This is a genomic window from Serratia sp. BNK-12, from assembly GCF_047456085.1.
In the GTDB taxonomy this organism is placed as follows: domain Bacteria; phylum Pseudomonadota; class Gammaproteobacteria; order Enterobacterales; family Enterobacteriaceae; genus Serratia; species Serratia liquefaciens.
Window position 1 is genome coordinate 1,659,018 of sequence record NZ_CP179896.1, and the last position, 16,075, is coordinate 1,675,092.

At 59.6% G+C, this 16,075-nt stretch carries 14 protein-coding genes and 1 tRNA gene; 10 read left to right on the plus strand and 5 right to left on the minus strand.

Annotated elements, in window-relative coordinates; genetic code table 11:
• Positions 1 to 49: 49 nt before the first annotated feature.
• The 3 genes from ACMGG1_RS07490 to dpiA form a co-directional block, all read right to left on the minus strand.
• A tRNA-Asn gene (locus ACMGG1_RS07490) sits at positions 50 to 125 on the minus strand.
• Between the two features lie 113 nt (positions 126 to 238).
• Positions 239 to 3,328 (minus strand): beta-galactosidase, encoded by a 3,090-nt coding sequence (locus ACMGG1_RS07495; protein WP_414161266.1) that lies wholly within the window; start codon positions 3,326 to 3,328, stop codon positions 239 to 241.
• Between the two features lie 113 nt (positions 3,329 to 3,441).
• On the minus strand, positions 3,442 to 4,128 hold the full coding sequence (dpiA, locus tag ACMGG1_RS07500; protein ID WP_046373127.1) for a two-component response regulator DpiA: 687 nt from the start codon (positions 4,126 to 4,128) through the stop codon (positions 3,442 to 3,444).
• A 331-nt stretch (positions 4,129 to 4,459) separates the two neighbouring features.
• Here dpiA and citC point away from each other — a divergent pair, with 331 nt between their 5' ends.
• The 9 genes from citC (at position 4,460) to ACMGG1_RS07545 (ending at position 13,387) form a co-directional block, all read left to right on the plus strand.
• Positions 4,460 to 5,533 (plus strand): [citrate (pro-3S)-lyase] ligase, encoded by a 1,074-nt coding sequence (gene citC / locus ACMGG1_RS07505; RefSeq protein WP_020827714.1) that lies wholly within the window; start codon positions 4,460 to 4,462, stop codon positions 5,531 to 5,533.
• Entirely contained in the window at positions 5,530 to 5,838 is a 309-nt protein-coding gene (citD, locus tag ACMGG1_RS07510) for a citrate lyase acyl carrier protein (RefSeq protein ID WP_048762543.1), read from the plus strand. Before citC ends, citD begins: the two co-directional genes overlap by 4 nt.
• Positions 5,822 to 6,742: a citrate (pro-3S)-lyase subunit beta gene (gene citE, locus ACMGG1_RS07515; protein WP_414161267.1), complete on the plus strand. Its 921-nt coding sequence runs from the start codon at positions 5,822 to 5,824 to the stop codon at positions 6,740 to 6,742. Before citD ends, citE begins: the two co-directional genes overlap by 17 nt.
• Positions 6,742 to 8,247, plus strand: a complete 1,506-nt coding sequence (gene citF / locus ACMGG1_RS07520) for a citrate lyase subunit alpha (RefSeq protein WP_044552441.1) — start codon at positions 6,742 to 6,744, stop codon at positions 8,245 to 8,247. The genes citE and citF overlap by 1 nt, the downstream gene beginning before the upstream one ends.
• A gap of 4 nt (positions 8,248 to 8,251) precedes the next feature.
• Entirely contained in the window at positions 8,252 to 8,800 is a 549-nt protein-coding gene (gene citX / locus ACMGG1_RS07525; RefSeq protein WP_020827710.1) for a citrate lyase holo-[acyl-carrier protein] synthase, read from the plus strand.
• Entirely contained in the window at positions 8,781 to 9,704 is a 924-nt protein-coding gene (gene citG, locus ACMGG1_RS07530; RefSeq protein ID WP_414161448.1) for a triphosphoribosyl-dephospho-CoA synthase CitG, read from the plus strand. The genes citX and citG overlap by 20 nt, the downstream gene beginning before the upstream one ends.
• Before the next feature lie 39 nt (positions 9,705 to 9,743).
• Positions 9,744 to 11,207 (plus strand): anion permease, encoded by a 1,464-nt coding sequence (locus ACMGG1_RS07535; protein WP_414161268.1) that lies wholly within the window; start codon positions 9,744 to 9,746, stop codon positions 11,205 to 11,207.
• 150 nt (positions 11,208 to 11,357) lie between these two features.
• Positions 11,358 to 12,587, plus strand: a complete 1,230-nt coding sequence (agp, locus tag ACMGG1_RS07540) for a bifunctional glucose-1-phosphatase/inositol phosphatase (protein ID WP_048762545.1) — start codon at positions 11,358 to 11,360, stop codon at positions 12,585 to 12,587.
• A 104-nt stretch (positions 12,588 to 12,691) separates the two neighbouring features.
• Entirely contained in the window at positions 12,692 to 13,387 is a 696-nt protein-coding gene (locus ACMGG1_RS07545) for a 4'-phosphopantetheinyl transferase family protein (protein WP_273854377.1), read from the plus strand.
• Positions 13,388 to 13,424: 37 nt separating this feature from the next.
• On the opposite strand, the gene rarD is transcribed toward ACMGG1_RS07545, so the two are convergent.
• Positions 13,425 to 14,318 carry an EamA family transporter RarD gene (gene rarD / locus ACMGG1_RS07550; protein WP_122079838.1) on the minus strand — a complete coding sequence of 298 codons (894 nt, stop codon included), beginning with the start codon at positions 14,316 to 14,318 and terminating at the stop codon, positions 13,425 to 13,427.
• A gap of 139 nt (positions 14,319 to 14,457) precedes the next feature.
• Between rarD and alkB the strand changes: the two genes are divergently transcribed.
• Positions 14,458 to 15,105, plus strand: coding sequence for a DNA oxidative demethylase AlkB (gene alkB, locus ACMGG1_RS07555; protein ID WP_020827704.1), 648 nt, complete (start codon positions 14,458 to 14,460; stop codon positions 15,103 to 15,105).
• Here the strand turns inward: alkB and ACMGG1_RS07560 are convergent.
• Entirely contained in the window at positions 15,088 to 16,023 is a 936-nt protein-coding gene (locus tag ACMGG1_RS07560) for a LysR family transcriptional regulator (RefSeq protein WP_201896224.1), read from the minus strand. The genes alkB and ACMGG1_RS07560 overlap by 18 nt on opposite strands.
• Positions 16,024 to 16,075 lie beyond the last annotated feature (52 nt).

Sequence of the window (16,075 nt, forward strand, 5' to 3'; positions counted from 1 at the left end):
CCAAAAGCAAAAAGCCCGCTCAGGTTTCCCTGAGCGGGCTTCTCTAATATGGCTCCTCTGACTGGACTCGAACCAGTGACATACGGATTAACAGTCCGCCGTTCTACCGACTGAACTACAGAGGAATCGTGTGAACGGCCGGAATCATAACGGGGTGTTGGCAGCATGTCAAAGGCGGATTACGCATTCTGTGACTGTTTGCTTACAGAATGCGCAACCCGTTGAGGTTTTGGCAGATTTAGCCCAGTTCCGCGCGTTTTAACCGCAGCTGATAGTGGTAATGGCTACGGCTGAGCAGGTAGTCCGCATTGACGCTCGGGCTCCAGGAATCGTCGCCGCCGACCCCCATATGGAAGCCGTCCAGGTTGAGCCAGGTACCGGCTTCCGGCTGCAACAGATGTTGGTGGCTACAGTCCATCAACTGACGCAGGCCGTAGCGGCTGAGTGAAAAGTGGAACTGCCCGTCGACGTGCCAGTCGCCGTACTGCAACTGGCGGGTGTCGCAGCGCAGGCCGTTTTCGCCGGGGAAGATGTACGGCGTGTGCAGTTCTTCCAGCGGTCGTTGCCAGCGCCCGAATTGCGCGGCAAGGCGACGGTCCGGATAGTTTTCATGCGGCCCCAGGCCCAGCCATTGAGCCTGCGGATGGGTGTCCGCCAGTTGGCAGGTCAGGCCGATACGCGCCGGTGGCGGCAGGCTGGCGGCGATCGCGACGTCAACGCTGACGCTGACCGCGCCCTGGCTGTCGAACAACCACTCTTTTCGGCTGCATAACAGCGTTTCCCCATCTACCCCGAACCGGTGCTCGCTCACCACCCGTACGCCGTCGCTCAGCAGATCGGCCTGCAGCAGCACGCAGTGCTCTTCCAGCCGGTACATGCCGGCCAGCTTCCAGCGTTCGACCCAGGCATTGGGATCGATACGTTCCACTTCGCTGATGCCAATGTCGTTATCCAACGGCGCACGGATAAAGTTATCTTGCAGCGGCGTCAGCAGCAGCGCTTCGCCATCTTGCCACCATTGGCTCAGGAGGCCATTTTCGCGGGTAAACTGCCAGCGTTGCTCGCCATGGCCGATCTCAATCGTCCGCTCATTCTGGTTCAGCTGTGGGGCAAGGCCTTTCGTTGCCGGCGGCGCCAAATGCAGCGTGCGTGGTACCGGCCATTGATCCCAGGCGCAGCGATGGTTGGCTTCGGACCAGTCGGTGGCCTGGGGTTGCACTACCGCCACATTCAGCCACAGCTCGCCGGGCTGATGAAGTATCGGCAAGCGGTCGAGCAGGTGGAAGCTGGCGCTGCCCTGCGGTGGTAGCGCGAGGTCAAAGCTGCCGCTGGCGCGTTCTACGCCGTCCAGCTCCAGCCGCCAGTCCAGCCGTTCGTTATCGCTATGGCGGAACAGATACTCGCTGCTGACGGTCAACGTCAGCGTTGTGGCATCAAAGGCAAATTGGAAAAACTGCTGGGCGCGTTGCGCCTCGAACAGCGCCGGGTGTGGCGTGCGATCGGGGAACACCAGGCCGTTAAGGCAGAATTGCCGATCGTTAGGCGTGTCGCCGAAGTCGCCGCCGTACGCCCAGAACTCATCTCCGTTGTCATCGCGGCGGGTGAGTGCCTGATCGACCCAGTCCCAGACGAAGCCACCTTGCAGTCGCGGATACTGGCGGAAGGCCTGCCAATAACGGTCAAAACCGCCGAAGCTGTTGCCCATCGCGTGAGCGTATTCGCACAGGATCAGCGGCCGCTGTTCATCCGGCAGGCCGATCCACTTCTTGATCGACCACTTGGGCACGGCAGGGAACGGCTGATCCTGATCCACCCGGGCGTACATCGGGCAGATAATGTCGGTCGCGGCGCTATTGGCGCCGCCGCCTTCATACTGCACCGGGCGAGTAGGGTCCTGGCTTTTCACCCAGCGATAAAGCGCGTCGTGGTTGCAGCCGTGGCCGGATTCGTTGCCCAGCGACCAGATAATAATGCAGGGGTGGTTGCGATCCCGCTGCACCATGCGCGTCACGCGCTCGCTCATCGCCGGTAGCCACAGCGGATCGTCGGAAAGCCGGTTCATCGGCTGCATGCCGTGGGTTTCAATATTGGCTTCGTCGACCACGTACAGCCCATAGCGGTCGCACAACCGGTACCACAGCGGGTGATTGGGGTAGTGCGAGCAGCGCACCGCATTGAAGTTGTGCTGTTTCATCAACAGAATGTCGTGGCGCATCGTGGCTTCATCCATCACCTGACCGTGCTGCGGATGATGTTCATGCCGGTTGGTGCCGCGGATCAGCAGCGGCTGGCCGTTCAGCTTCAGCAACCCGTTGCTGATGTCGATCTGACGGAAGCCAACGTCATAGGCTTCCACCTCAATAATTTCCCCGTCTGGCGCCAACAGTGCCAGCGTGGCCCGGTACAGCGTTGGGGTTTCAGCGCTCCAAAGCGCAGGCTGTTCCACCGGCAGACGCAGCGTTGTGCGGTCATCATAGGCACCGCGCTCGTCGATAATTTCGCTGCCGAGCGCCTGGATTTTTTCGCCAATCAGCTGACCATCGCGCCACAGCTGCAGTTGTACCCGGTGCTGTGTCGGTCGATTGACGTGCGCTTCCACCACCAGTTCGCCACGGCGGAAGCCGTCGTAAAGCGGGGTTGTGATGCGAATATCGCTCAGGTGGATGGCGGGTTTATGCAGCAGGCTGACGTCGCGGAAAATCCCGCTCATGCGCCACATATCCTGATCTTCCAGATAGCTGCCATCGCACCAGCGCAGCACCATCACCGCCAGTCGGTTTTCACCGGCCTGCAGCCAGGGGCTGAGGTCAAATTCGGCGGGCAGGCGGCTGTCTTGCGAATAGCCGACCCAATGGCCGTTGCACCACAGGTAAAACGCCGAGTTGACACCGTCAAAGATAATGCGCGTCTGCCCCTCGGCCAGCCAGGCGGGATCGACGGTAAACTGGCGGGAATAGCAACCGGTCGGGTTTTCTTCCGGGACCAGCGGCGGGTTAACCGGGATCGGGTAGCGGACGTTGGTGTAGATCGGCGCGTCATAACCGGCAAGTTGCCAGTTGGACGGTACCGCCAGCCGGTCGGCATCGGGCAGGTCCTGCCGCAGCCAGGCTTCGGGCACCGCCTGCGGGCTGCGGTAATAGCTGAACTGCCAGTCGCCGTTTAACGTTTTCTGGCTGCTGCTGGGGCTGTCGTCACGCGCCGCGTTCAGATCGCGCCAGCTCGCAAAAGGCGGATGCGCAGCCAGCCGCTGATAATGGGTGCAGGCCGGATTTTGCCAGTCCCGGCGGGCAATAAGGTCTTTCAGGGAAGGAGAGGGCAGAGCACTCATCGGCGATCGTCCTGTCGGCAGAGTAGAGGGGCATCATGCCGAATAAGATGCTGAGGAGAACCCAAAAAGTAAAGCGGTTACATTCAAGCTTGCAGGGGCGATCAAATAACCGCTTATTCTGGCTGAGCAGGCCGGTAAATCCGCTGCGGACGGCCTACCTTGCCGTAAATGATTTCGGCGCGCAGCTGCTGGGCGGCGGTACAAAACTCCAGATAACGGCGTGCCGTGGTGCGGCTTAACCCCATCTGTTGCGCAACGCTTTCAGCGGTGTGGCTGGCCGAGGGCTGTTCGAACAGCCCGCGTATTTTAACCAGCGTCAGCTCATCGATGCCTGCCGGCAATGTCGCCATAGGCTCGCCGCGGGCGTAGGTATTGAACATCTGATCAATGCGGCGCTGGTTAAGGTGTGCCTTATCCTTCAGCGCCTGGTGCCGCTGGCTGAAGCGCAATAGCGTATGGGCCAGCCGATCATAGGCCAGCGGTTTGATCAGGTAATCGAACACCCCGTAGCGCAGGGCTTCGGCCACGGTGTCCATGTCGCTGGCGGCGGTGATAAAGACGATACCGCCGGCATAACCGCTCAGCGTCAGTTCGCGCAGCAGCTCAATGCCCTGGCCGTCGGGCAGGAAGTTATCCAGCAGGATCAGATCCGGCTTGAAGCGCTCGACCATGGTACGGGCCTGCGCCAGGGTACCCGCCAACCAGATTTGTCGGCAGCCGCCGTTTTGCCGGATAAATTCCGCGTGCATTTCTGCCAGCGGCGTTTCGTCTTCGACGATCAGTATATTCAGCCATTCCATAGTGAATCCCGTCTCCCCGTCGTCTTGCAGATTGCGATCAATATGCTACGAAAATGTAAGTTAATTGCCGCGTAAAATAAAGATTATCTCAATAATAAACACCATAAAAATAATTAAGTAAATAAAGAACATTAAATAACTTATTAACCGAAAGGGGTTTGTGAAATAGGTCAATAATTCGCTATTTTTTTCTGTTTACCATTGTTTCATTAAGTGTCCTTGGCGGATTTATCTCCATGGTTTTTAAGGTTTTAATTCCTGTAATAAATGTTAATTGACACTCTTTTTTGTATTTATTTTGTTATTTAATAGTTAACCCAGAGAGCGTGTTATGTTGGGCGACACCCTATTTAATCGAGTCAAAAGGTCCGATCATAAAAGTATCGCGCAGATTAATGCTTTCCTGCGCAGTAACGATCTGAATATTGACACCACGGTTGAAATATTTATTACCGTGACGCAAAACGATAAGTTGGTCGCCTGCGGCGGCATTGCCGACAATATTATCAAGTGCGTCGCCATCAGCCCGCAAATGCGCGGCGAAGGTTTGGGGCTGACGTTGGCAACGGAGCTGGTGAATCTGGCTTATGAACGCCATCACACCCAGCTGTTTATCTACACCAAAATCCAAAATGAGCCGCTGTTCCAGCAATGCGGTTTCTACCCCATCGCCCGGGTGCCGGGCATCGTGGTGCTGATGGAAAACAGCCCGTGCCGGCTGAAACGCTATGCCGCTCAGTTAGCGGGCCAGCGCCGGCCGGGCACCACCATCGGCAGTATCGTGATGAACGCCAACCCCTTTACCCGCGGCCACCAATACCTGGTGCGCCAGGCCGCTGCGCAATGCGACTGGCTGCACCTGTTTTTGGTCAAGGAAAATACTTCGCGCTTCAGCTATGAAGATCGGCGGCGGCTGGTGCTGGCGGGCACCGCAGACATTCCTAACCTGACGGTGCATGAAGGGTCGCAATACGTCATTTCACGCGCCACCTTCCCTTGTTACTTCATTAAAGATCAAGGTATTGCCGACGACTGCTACACCGAAATCGATCTGAAGATCTTCCGTCAGTATCTGGCGCCCGCGTTGGGCATTACCCACCGCTTCGTCGGCAACGAGCCTTTCTGCGCGGTCACCGCCAAGTACAACCGCGATATGCGTTATTGGCTGGAAACCCCGGCGCTACCCAGCCCGCCAATCGCGCTGGTAGAAATCGAACGTTTGCAATATCAGGGCACGGCGATCTCCGCCTCCTGGGTGCGCAAGCTGCTGGCCGCCGGGGACTTTCACGCCGCCGCGCCGCTGGTGCCGCCGGACACCCTGTATTACCTGCAAGATTTGCAAACGCAGCGCCGGGCCAAGCCGGCGGCACACCCCTTTGAATCCGCACAATCAGGTGAAAGATGAAAATTATCCGAGAAGCAATGGCCGGCACGCTGGAATCCAGCGATGTCATGGTGCGCATCGCCCCCGCCGAGGGGCCGGAACACGATCTGCTGATCGCCAGCAGCGTAGAGAAACAGTTCGGCGAAGCCATCCGCCAAACGTTGCTGGAGGTGCTGCAACGTTATCAGGTGGAGCCGGTGCAGGTGATGGTGGACGACAAAGGCGCGCTCGACTGCGTGCTGCGGGCCCGGCTGGAAACCGCGCTGATGCGCGCCAGCGACAACGGTCTACTGCCATGGGGGGCGCATCATGAAAACGCTGAATAAATACCGTCTGCGCCGCAGCATGCTGTTCGTGCCCGGTGCCAATGCGGCCATGGTGAGCAACGCCTTTATCTATCAGGCCGATGCGCTGATGTTCGATCTGGAAGACTCGGTGATCCTGCGCGAAAAAGACGCCGCGCGGCGGCTGGTGTATCACGCGTTGCAACACCCGCTGTATCAGGAAGTGGAAACCATTGTGCGCGTCAACGCGCTGGATTCCGCCTACGGGCTGGCGGATCTGCAGGCGGTAGTGCGCGGCGGGGCGGACATCGTGCGCCTGCCGAAAACCGACAGCGCGCAGGACGTGGTGGATATGGATCGCGAAATTGCCGCCATCGAAGCCGACTGCGGGCGTCCGGTGGGCAGTACCGGCCTGCTGGCGGCGATTGAGTCGGCGGCGGGGATCACCCAGGCGGTCGCCATCGCCCATGCCTCACCGCGATTGATCGGCATCGCGCTCGGCGCGGAAGACTACGTGCGCAACCTGCGTACCGAACGTTCGCCGGAGGGTATTGAGCTGCTGTTTGCGCGTTGCTCGATATTACAGGCGGCGCGTGCCGCGGGCATTCAGGCGTTCGACACCGTGTATTCCGATGCCAATAACGAAACCGGCTTCCTGCAGGAAGCGGCGCTGGTCAAACAGCTTGGCTTCGACGGTAAATCCCTGATTAACCCACGGCAAATTGAACTGCTGCACAACCTGTATGCGCCAACCGCCAAAGAAGTGGCTCACGCCCAGCGGGTGGTGGATGCCGCGGCGGCGGCAGAGCAGGAAGGGCGCGGGGTAGTGTCGCTCAACGGCAAGATGGTCGACAGCCCGGTGATTGAACGCGCGCGGCTGGTATTGCAACGCGCAGCGCTTTCCGGCATCCGCGAAGCGTCGGTTCAGCACGGAGAGGAAGCATAATGAAACGCCAACAACGACTGATGACCCTGAACAACCTGGCGGACCTGCGCTGCTATCAGGATGCCTCCAAGGCCAACCTGCAGGCGCGCAAGCCGCGCGATATCAAACGCTGCGACACGCTGGAACAGGCGGTACGCCGCAGCGGTTTGCAGGACGGAATGACCATCTCTTTCCACCATGCGTTTCGCGGCGGCGATCTGGCGCTGAATCAGGTGATGGAAACGCTGGCGGCGATGGGGTTCCGCAACCTGACGCTGGCCTCCAGCTCGCTGAGCGAATGCCATGCGCCGCTGGTCGGCCATATCCGCAACGGGGTGGTGAGCCGCATTTACACCTCCGGCCTGCGCGGCCCGCTGGCGGATGCCATCTCACGCGGCCTGCTGGCCGAACCGGTACAAATTCACTCCCACGGTGGCCGCGTCAACCTGATCGAGTCCGGTGAACTGGCGATAGACGTCGCTTTCCTCGGGGTTCCGGCCTGCGACGAATTTGGCAATGCCAACGGCTACAGCGGCGAAGCCTGCTGCGGTTCGTTGGGCTACGCCAAAGTGGATGCCGATACCGCAGGCACCGTGGTGTTGCTGACCGAAGCGATCCTGCCTTATCCGCATCATCCGGCCAGCCTGGCGCAGGATCGGGTCGATCTGATCGTTCAACTCGAGCGAGTGGGGGACGCCGACAAGATCGGTGCCGATGCCACCCGCATGACTTCTAACCCGCGTGAATTACTGATTGCCCGCCGCGCTGCCGAAGTGATTGCCGGTTCCGGCTTCTTTACCGAAGGATTCTCGCTGCAAACCGGCACCGGCGGGGCTTCGTTGGCGGTGACGCGTTTTCTGGAAGACAAAATGCGCGCGCGTGGCGTTCGCGCCGGTTTCGCCCTCGGCGGCATTACCTCAACCATGGTGGATCTGCATGAAAAAGGGCTGATTGCTCGCCTGCTGGACGTGCAGAGTTTTGACCGCGCGGCGGCGATGTCGTTGGCGCGCAATCCCAATCACATTGAAATCAGCGCCAATCAGTATGCCAACTTCAGTTCGAAGGGCGCTTCGGTCGACCGGCTTGACGTGGTGGTGCTAAGCGCGCTGGAGATCGATACCGGCTTCAACGTCAACGTGCTGACCGGTTCCGACGGCGTGCTGCGCGGGGCTTCTGGCGGTCACTGCGACACCGCCGCGGCGGCACGGTTGGCGATCATCGTCGCACCGCTGGTGCGCGGGCGCATTCCAACGCTGGTCGAGCAGGTGACCACCTGCGTCACGCCGGGCTCCAGCATCGACATTTTGGTTACCGATCACGGTATTGCCGTCAACCCGGCGCGGCCGGAGTTGGCGCAGCGGCTGCAAGAGGCCGGGCTGCCGGTGGTTGGCATCGACTGGCTGCGCCAGCGTGCGCTGTTGCTGACCGGCGAACCGCAGCCGATCGCCTTCACCGACAAAGTGGTGGCGGTCGTGCGTTATCGCGACGGTTCGGTGATCGACGTGGTGCATCAGGTGGCGGAGTAACGTGATGACCTGCGTCCCTCCTGAACTGGCCGCCAACCGCGCCGTCAGCCTGCCGGAACTGCTGACCAGCCGCGAGTGCCGCCAGGCACGGCAGCAGGCGTGGCAGGCTCAGCATGCTTCCACATTGCTGGTGCTGACGCTGGTGGTGCCCGGTGCGGTAAAAGACAGTGCCCTGACCCGCAACATCTTCAACCTTGGCTGGCAGGCGCTGCAGCAAATGGGGCGTGAGCAAAACTGGCACTGCCTGCAGGCGGAAGCGCTGGCGCTTTCCACCGGTTGTGAAGGGTTTATGGCGCTGCAGGCCGATGCCCAACGGGTGAAAGACTGCGCCATGCAGTTGGAGGTTCAGCAGCCGATAGGTCGGCTGTGGGATATCGACGTGCTGGATCCAGAGGGCCGTATTTTATCGCGCCGCGATCTGGGGCTGGCGGAGCGCCGCTGCCTGCTGTGCAGCCAGCCGGCCAAAATCTGCGCCCGTCAGCGGCGACACAGCAGCGAACAGCTGCTGCAGGAAATGGAAAGGATGCTCAATGATGCGCTCTCAACCCGTTGAACTCGCCCGGTGTAGCCCATCGGCGCCGGTCAGTGGCTTTGCCCATGCCGCCTACCGCGCCCTGTTGGTCGAAGTGAACCTGACGCCCAAACCGGGGCTGGTGGATCGCCACAACAACGGTGCCCACCGGGACATGAACATCGGCCATTTTTACCGCAGCGCCCGCGCTATCGGCATCTGGCTGCCGCGCTTTGTCCGCCAGGGGCAGGAAGACGCCCGTTGCCCGGCTGCCGAGCAGTTGGTCAGGCTGCGTCCGCTGGGGCTGGCCTGCGAAAACCACATGTTCCAGGCCACCGGTGGCGTCAACACCCATAAAGGCAGCGTATTTTCCCTCGGCCTGTTGTGCACCGCTTTCGGCCGCCTGTCCCAGAGGCCGCAGCCTATTGACGCCGCCACGCTGTGCGCCGAAGTGGCGTCGATGTGTCGTGGGCTGGTGGCACGCGAGCTGCAACAGCGCAATGCGTTGCAGACCGCCGGCCAAAGGCTGTTTGCCCAACACGGCCTGAGCGGCGCGCGCGGCGAGGCAGAGTCCGGCTTCGAGCGGGTGATTAACGGTGCGCTGCCGCTGTACCTGCAACGGCTAAACGACGGGTGCGATGAGCAAACGGCGCTGATGGACAGCCTGCTGTGGCTAATGGCCAACAACGATGACACCAACGTCGCCTCACGCGGCGGTCTCGAAGGCCTGCGCTGGTTGCAGTGGCGTGCCGGCGAACTGCTGGCGCAGGGGGGAGCCCAGGGCAAGCAGGGTATAGCACGCCTGCGGCAATTCGACGTCGAGTGCATTCACCGCAATCTCAGCCCAGGCGGCAGTGCCGATCTGTTGATCGTCACCTGGCTGCTGGCGCAATTACCGAATTCCACTAAGCCCGCTGCCTTTCAAGCCACAACTTGGAATCCCTAGGGCATAGCTAAAAAAATAACCCGTCTTCAGGAGAAACTTATGTCCGAAACCAAGGAAAAAATCTGGAAAGCGCTGGCGCCGCTGTTGGTGCTGGCGATCCTGCTCTGGATACCCACGCCCGACGGCATGCCGCCGCAGGCCTGGCGCTACTTCGCCATTTTTGTGGCGATGATTGTCGGCATGATCCTGGAGCCGATCCCGGCGACGGCGATCAGCTTTATCGCCGTGACCCTCAGCGTGCTGAGCTCCAACTGGGTGCTGTTCGGGGCGCAGGAATTAGCGGAGCCGGGCTTCAAGGCCGGTAAAGAGGCGCTGAAATGGGGACTGGCCGGATTCTCCAGCACCACCGTTTGGCTGGTGTTCGGCGCATTTATCTTTGCGCTCGGCTACGAAGCCACCGGGCTGGGGCGACGCATTGCGCTGTTTTTGGTGAAGTTTATGGGCAAGCGTACCCTGACGCTCGGTTATGCGGTGGTGATCATCGATATCCTGCTGGCGCCTTTTACCCCGTCCAACACCGCCCGTACCGGCGGCACCGTGTTCCCGGTGGTGAAAAATCTGCCGCCGCTGTTTGATTCCTTCCCCAACGATCCCTCCTCACGGCGCATCGGCGGTTACCTGATGTGGATGATGGTGGTCGGGACCAGCATCAGCTCCTCGATGTTTGTCACCGGCGCCGCGCCTAACGTGCTGGGTATCGAGTTCGTCAGCAAAATCGCCGGCGTGCATATCAGCTGGATGCAGTGGTTCCTGGCCTTCCTGCCGGTCGGCCTGCTGCTGCTGGTAATTGCGCCGTTGATTTCCTATTACCTGTACAAACCGGGCGTTACGCACAGCAGCGAAGTCGCTTCCTGGGCCAATAGCGCGCTGGGGGAAATGGGCAAGCTGACGCGCAAGGAGTACACGCTGATTGGCCTGGTGCTGCTCAGCCTGTGTCTGTGGGTGTTTGGCGGCAAGATATTGGATGCCACCACGGTCTGTTTGTTGGCGGTATCGCTAATGCTGGCCTTGCACGTAGTGTCGTGGAAGGACATCACTAAATATTCCAGCGCCTGGAACACCTTGGTGAACCTGGCGACGCTGGTAGTGATGGCCAATGGCCTGACGCGCTCCGGTTTTATCGACTGGTTCGCGCTGACCATGAGCACCCATCTGGACGGATTCTCGCCGGATATGACGGTCGTGGCGCTGGTCCTGGTGTTCTACTTCGCTCACTACCTGTTCGCCAGCCTGTCGGCGCACACTGCAACCCTGCTGCCGGTGATCCTTGCCGTCGGTAAAGGCCTGCCGGGCGTGCCTATGGAGCAGCTGTCGATGCTGCTGGTGCTGTCGATCGGCATCATGGGCGTGCTGACGCCGTACGCCACCGGTCCTGGGGTTATCATCTACGGCTGTGGCTACGTGAAGTCGAAAGACTACTGGCGGATGGGCGGTATTCTGGGCGTGGTGTACATCGCCGCGCTGTTGTTGATCGGCTGGCCGATCATGCGTTTGTGGATGTGATTTTCTAAATTATCAGCGGCCCTCGGCGAAGGGCCGCTGAGCAGACCTTTCCCTGTGATGCTCATCACACACTTTCGGCGTTAACCTCTCCATGATAGCGAAGCAATAGCTAACACATTAAAAATAATCACAATCCTGGAGCCTCTGCGGATGAAAAGAAAAACTTTATTGCTGTGCTTGCCGTTATTTATGACCGGGACTGCCTTGGCGGAAACCAACGACTATCAATTGGATCAGGTGCTGGTGATGAGCCGCCATAACCTGCGTGCGCCGCTGGCCAACAACGGCAGCGTATTGGCGCAGTCCACCCCTAAAGCCTGGCCGGCCTGGGACACGCCGGGTGGTCTGCTGACCACCAAGGGCGGGGTGCTGGAAGTGTATATGGGCCACTACTTCAATGCGTGGCTCAAGCAAACCGGAGTATTGCCGCAGGAAGGCTGCCCGACCGCCGGCAGCGTTTACGTCTATGCCAACAGTTTGCAACGCACGGTGGCGACCGCGCAGTTCTTTACCAACGGTGCTTTCCCCGGTTGTGACGTCAGCGTGCATCATCAGGACAAAATGGGGGAGATGGATCCCACCTTCAACCCGATCATCACTGACAACAGCGAAGCTTTCAATCAGCAGGCTCTGGGGGCAATGAACGCCGAACTGGCCTCGTTGAAGCTGGACGCCTCCTACAAGCAATTAGAAAAAATCATCGATTACAAAGATTCCAGCGCCTGTAAAACCGACAAACACTGCGATCTGACCAAAGAAGCCAGCAAAATGAGCGCAGTGCCGGGCAAAGAGCCGGGTGTGGCCGGGCCGCTGCGGGTAGGGAACTCGCTGGTGGACGCCTTTATGCTGCAATATTACGAAGGCTTCCCGATGAAAGACGTGGCCTGGGGCAAAATCACCACGCCACAGCAGTGGAAACAGTTGGCGCAGCTGAAGGACGGCTATCAGGATTCGCTGTTTACCTCGCCGGTAGTGGCGCAAAACGTGGCCAAACCGCTGCTGACGTATATCAACGGCGCACTGATTGGCGAACGCAAGCCGGATTCACCGAAGGTAACGGTGCTGGTGGGTCACGACTCCAACATTGCCTCTCTGCTGTCGGCGATGGAGTTCAAGCCGTACCAACTGCCGCATCAATATGAGAAAACGCCGATTGGCGGCAAGCTGGTGTTCCAGCGCTGGCACGATAAGAAAAACGATCGCGATTTGCTGAAAATCGAGTACGTGTATCAATCCACCGACCAGTTGCGCAATGCCACTCCGCTGACGCTGAAAACCCCGCCACAGCGCGTGACGATGGCGTTAAAAGGCTGTCCAATCGATAAGCAGGGCTACTGCGCCTGGAGCGACTTCGAAAAAACCATGAAAGGGATTCTGTAATCCTGTCGTGCCTCTCCCTCGGTAACGGGGGAGAGGAATAATCATTGTTGCTCAGGAGCTCGGCGTCTAAAATTAGCGTTCTGCACACCCAATATGGACAACCCGTGTTCTCTTCTTTTATTCCCACCTTTGAACGGTTGAACCTGGACGATTACCCGGGGCAGGTTGCCCGTTGCCGCTTTTCTGTGGCGCACTACCAGGATGACTGTTTCGCTGCCATTGGCATGGCGCTCCCCGAACATCTGGCGCGTGCGGTGCCAAAGCGGCGGGCGGAATATCTGGCCGGGCGTTATCTGGCGCGGACCTTGTTGGCACCGCTGGGTTTTGCGGATTTCACGCTGTTGCGCGGCGAAGACCGGGCACCGCAGTGGCCGCAGGGTATCGCCGGTGCGCTCAGTCATAATGCAGGCACAGCGCTTTGCGCGGTGCATCCGGAAACCGGGGTGGGCGGCGTGGGGCTGGACGTTGAAACGCTCATTCCCGCCGCGCGTGCGGAGGAGCTGCAGCGAGCGATCGTTAGCGAGGCGGAATCTGCCCAACTGCACGCTCATTTACAGCCATTTAACCACCTGCTGACCTTGGCCTTTTCCGCCAAAGAGAGCCTGTTCAAAGCGCTATATCCGCAGGTGCGCTGCTATTTTGACTTTCTTGACGCACGCCTGGTCACGCTGGATACGCAACGACAGACGTTCGAATTGGAACTGCTCAAAACCCTTACGCCGCAGTGCCATGCAGGTCGCCGTTTCTGCGGCCGTTACTGGCAACAAGGTGACGATGTCACAACTTTTATTTATTTATAAATCAATAAAATAAAGCCAAGAATTCGGCGTTGCACTGTCACATTTTCCGGTGGATTCGCCTGCGGCGCAGCAGGTGGCTGGCCCCTTCCGACACCAACAGCAGCACCGCCAGCCAGATAGGAATATAGGTCAGCCATTCATCCCGGCCGATACTCTCGCCAAGCAGCAAGGCCACCACCACCAACAGCACCGGCTCCACATAGCTCAGCAGGCCGAACAGGCTGAACGGCAGCAGACGGCTGGCCAGGATATAGCACACCAGCGCAGCGGCGCTGATCACCCCCAACAGCGGGATTTGCCAATAAAGTGCCGGGCTGATGCTCAACGCCGCCAGTGGCCCGTTGCCCCCGAAAGCGAACCAGGCGGCGACCGGCAGCATCAGCGTTAGCTCACACCACAAGCCACCCAGGTTGTCGGTGCCGAAACGGCGACGCAGGATAAAGTACACCGGGTAGCCCAGCGCCACCAGCAAGGTGGTCCAGGACACGCCGCCGACCTGATACAACTCGTTGCCGACGCCGATAATGGCGCAGCTGACCGCCAGTTTTTGCAGCAGCGAAAGGCGATCGCGGAAGATCAGGCGTCCTGCCAGCACCATGGTCAGCGGCAGCAGGAAATAGCCGAGGGATACCTCCAACGCCTTGCCGTGCAGCGGTGCCCAGAGAAACAGCCAGAGCTGAACCCCCAGCAGCGCCGAACTCAGCGGCAGAAACAGCAGGCGGCGCGGCCGCTGTTTTATCCAACTCAAGGTCTCGCTGACCTTGCGCCAGTCGGCGGAAAGCACCATAAACAGCGTCAAAAACGGCACCGTCAGCAGGGTACGCCAGCCAAAGACTTGCTCACCGTCAAGCGGGGTCAGGGTAGAGGTGTAGTAATACATCACGCCGAACAATACCGAGGCGATGACGGAAAGAACGATCCCTTTAATCACATGCGATCCTGAAAAGTTATTGATTTTATTGCCGGTACTCTAGAGAAGTTTAGCGCTAACAACAATGCGGCGCATCAGGCTGGACAATCGCCAACGGCAAGTTAAAATAAATACTGTGTATTAATACAGGTGTTTTGTCATGACCCTCGATCTTTTTGAAGACTCCGTGCCGCCGCCGTGGCGGGAACAGATTGCGCCAGGCGCGGTGGTGATGCACGGTTTTGTGCGCGATCACGGCCCAGAACTGCTGGCGGCGGTGCATGGGGTGATTGCTCAGGTGCCCTGGCGGCACATGACTACGCCGGGCGGTCATGTGATGTCGGTGGCGATGAGCTGGTGCGGTAACGGCTGGAGCAGCGACAGCCGCGGTTACCGCTATTCGGAGCGCGATTCGCGCAGTGGCAAACGTTGGCCGCCGATCCCGGATATCCTGATGGCGCTGGCGGATGAAGCGGCACAGCAGGCGGGCTTTGCCCCGTTTGTGCCGGATTCCTGCCTGATGAACCGCTACGATCCGGGCAGCAAGCTGTCATTGCATCAGGACAAAGACGAGCATGATTTCGGTTCGCCGATCGTTTCCGTTTCCCTCGGGCTGCCGGCGGTATTCCAGTTCGGCGGCATGCAACGTAGCGATCGGGCCCAGCGCATTCCTTTGGCGCACGGCGACGTGGTGGTGTGGGGCGGCCCGTCGCGGCTGTGTTTTCACGGCATTATGCCGATCAAGGAAGGCTACCATTCGCTGGTGGGGCCGCACCGTATCAATATCACCTTACGCAAGGCGCTTTAGCTGCGGCTCTTTCGCCAGGCAGGCCACCAGATAGTCGATAAACACCCGCAGCTTGGGAGGCAGGTACTGATTGGGGGCATACAGCAACCACAGCCCGCCGTGGTAACTGCTGAGGAAATCCCATTGCGGCAGCACCTGCACCACTTCGCCGTCGTCCAGCGCCTGACGGGCGGTAAAGTACGGCAGGCTGCCAATGCCAATGTGCTGTTTCACCGCATCCAGCCGCACGCCGGTATGGTTGGCGGCGTAGCGCCCACGTACGTTGACCGTCACCGTTTTCCCGGCCTGGCGGAATTTCCAACGGGCGTCGTTCGGCGTTTCACCCAGATAAATGCAGCTATGCTGCGCCAAATCCTGCGGATGCTGCGGCGTTCCCTGCTGTGCCAGATAAGCCGGTGTGGCGCACAGCAGGTGGTCGATGGTCATCAGTTGGCGGCCAATCAGCCCAGGGGAAGGGCGTTCGGTAATGCGTAGCGCCAGATCGACCCGATCATCAATCAAATCCATATAGCGGTCTTCCAGCCGCAGGCGAACGTCTACTTTGGGATAGCGGCGTAAAAACGCCGGTATATGCGGGTGCAGTACATAGCGCCCTACCGCCTTGGGCACGCTGACGCTGACCAAGCCTTCAGGCTCTACTGCACCGCGCCCGCTGAACTCCATCACCGAGTGCGCGGCGTCCAGCATGCTGCGGCAGCGTTGAAATACTTCTTCGCCCTGTTCGCTTAGCCGCAATTTGCGCGTGGTGCGGTGTAGCAGTTGCAATGCTAACGCCTGTTCCAGTTTAGCCACGCTGCGGCTGGCGGCAGAGGGGGATGTGCCCAGTCGACGGGCGGCGGCGGAAAAACTGCCGCTCTCCACCACCTGGACAAACACGGCCATTTCGGCCAGCAGCGAATGAGAGAGATTTGTGCTCACAGCGCAAAGGTCCATTGTGTTATTGACGGATTATCCTTTGATTATGGCATGA

Bases quoted from the DNA above. Each gene is read 5' to 3' on its own strand.
- agp (WP_048762545.1), top strand. From the start codon at position 11,358: ATGAAAAGAAAAACTTTATTGCTGTGCTTGCCGTTATTTATGACCGGG.
- dpiA (WP_046373127.1), bottom strand. From the start codon at position 4,128: ATGGAATGGCTGAATATACTGATCGTCGAAGACGAAACGCCGCTGGCA.
- citC (WP_020827714.1), top strand. From the start codon at position 4,460: ATGTTGGGCGACACCCTATTTAATCGAGTCAAAAGGTCCGATCATAAA.
- ACMGG1_RS07495 (WP_414161266.1), bottom strand. From the start codon at position 3,328: ATGAGTGCTCTGCCCTCTCCTTCCCTGAAAGACCTTATTGCCCGCCGG.
- citE (WP_414161267.1), top strand. From the start codon at position 5,822: ATGAAAACGCTGAATAAATACCGTCTGCGCCGCAGCATGCTGTTCGTG.
- citF (WP_044552441.1), top strand. From the start codon at position 6,742: ATGAAACGCCAACAACGACTGATGACCCTGAACAACCTGGCGGACCTG.
- citX (WP_020827710.1), top strand. From the start codon at position 8,252: ATGACCTGCGTCCCTCCTGAACTGGCCGCCAACCGCGCCGTCAGCCTG.
- citD (WP_048762543.1), top strand. From the start codon at position 5,530: ATGAAAATTATCCGAGAAGCAATGGCCGGCACGCTGGAATCCAGCGAT.
- alkB (WP_020827704.1), top strand. From the start codon at position 14,458: ATGACCCTCGATCTTTTTGAAGACTCCGTGCCGCCGCCGTGGCGGGAA.
- citG (WP_414161448.1), top strand. From the start codon at position 8,781: ATGCGCTCTCAACCCGTTGAACTCGCCCGGTGTAGCCCATCGGCGCCG.
- ACMGG1_RS07535 (WP_414161268.1), top strand. From the start codon at position 9,744: ATGTCCGAAACCAAGGAAAAAATCTGGAAAGCGCTGGCGCCGCTGTTG.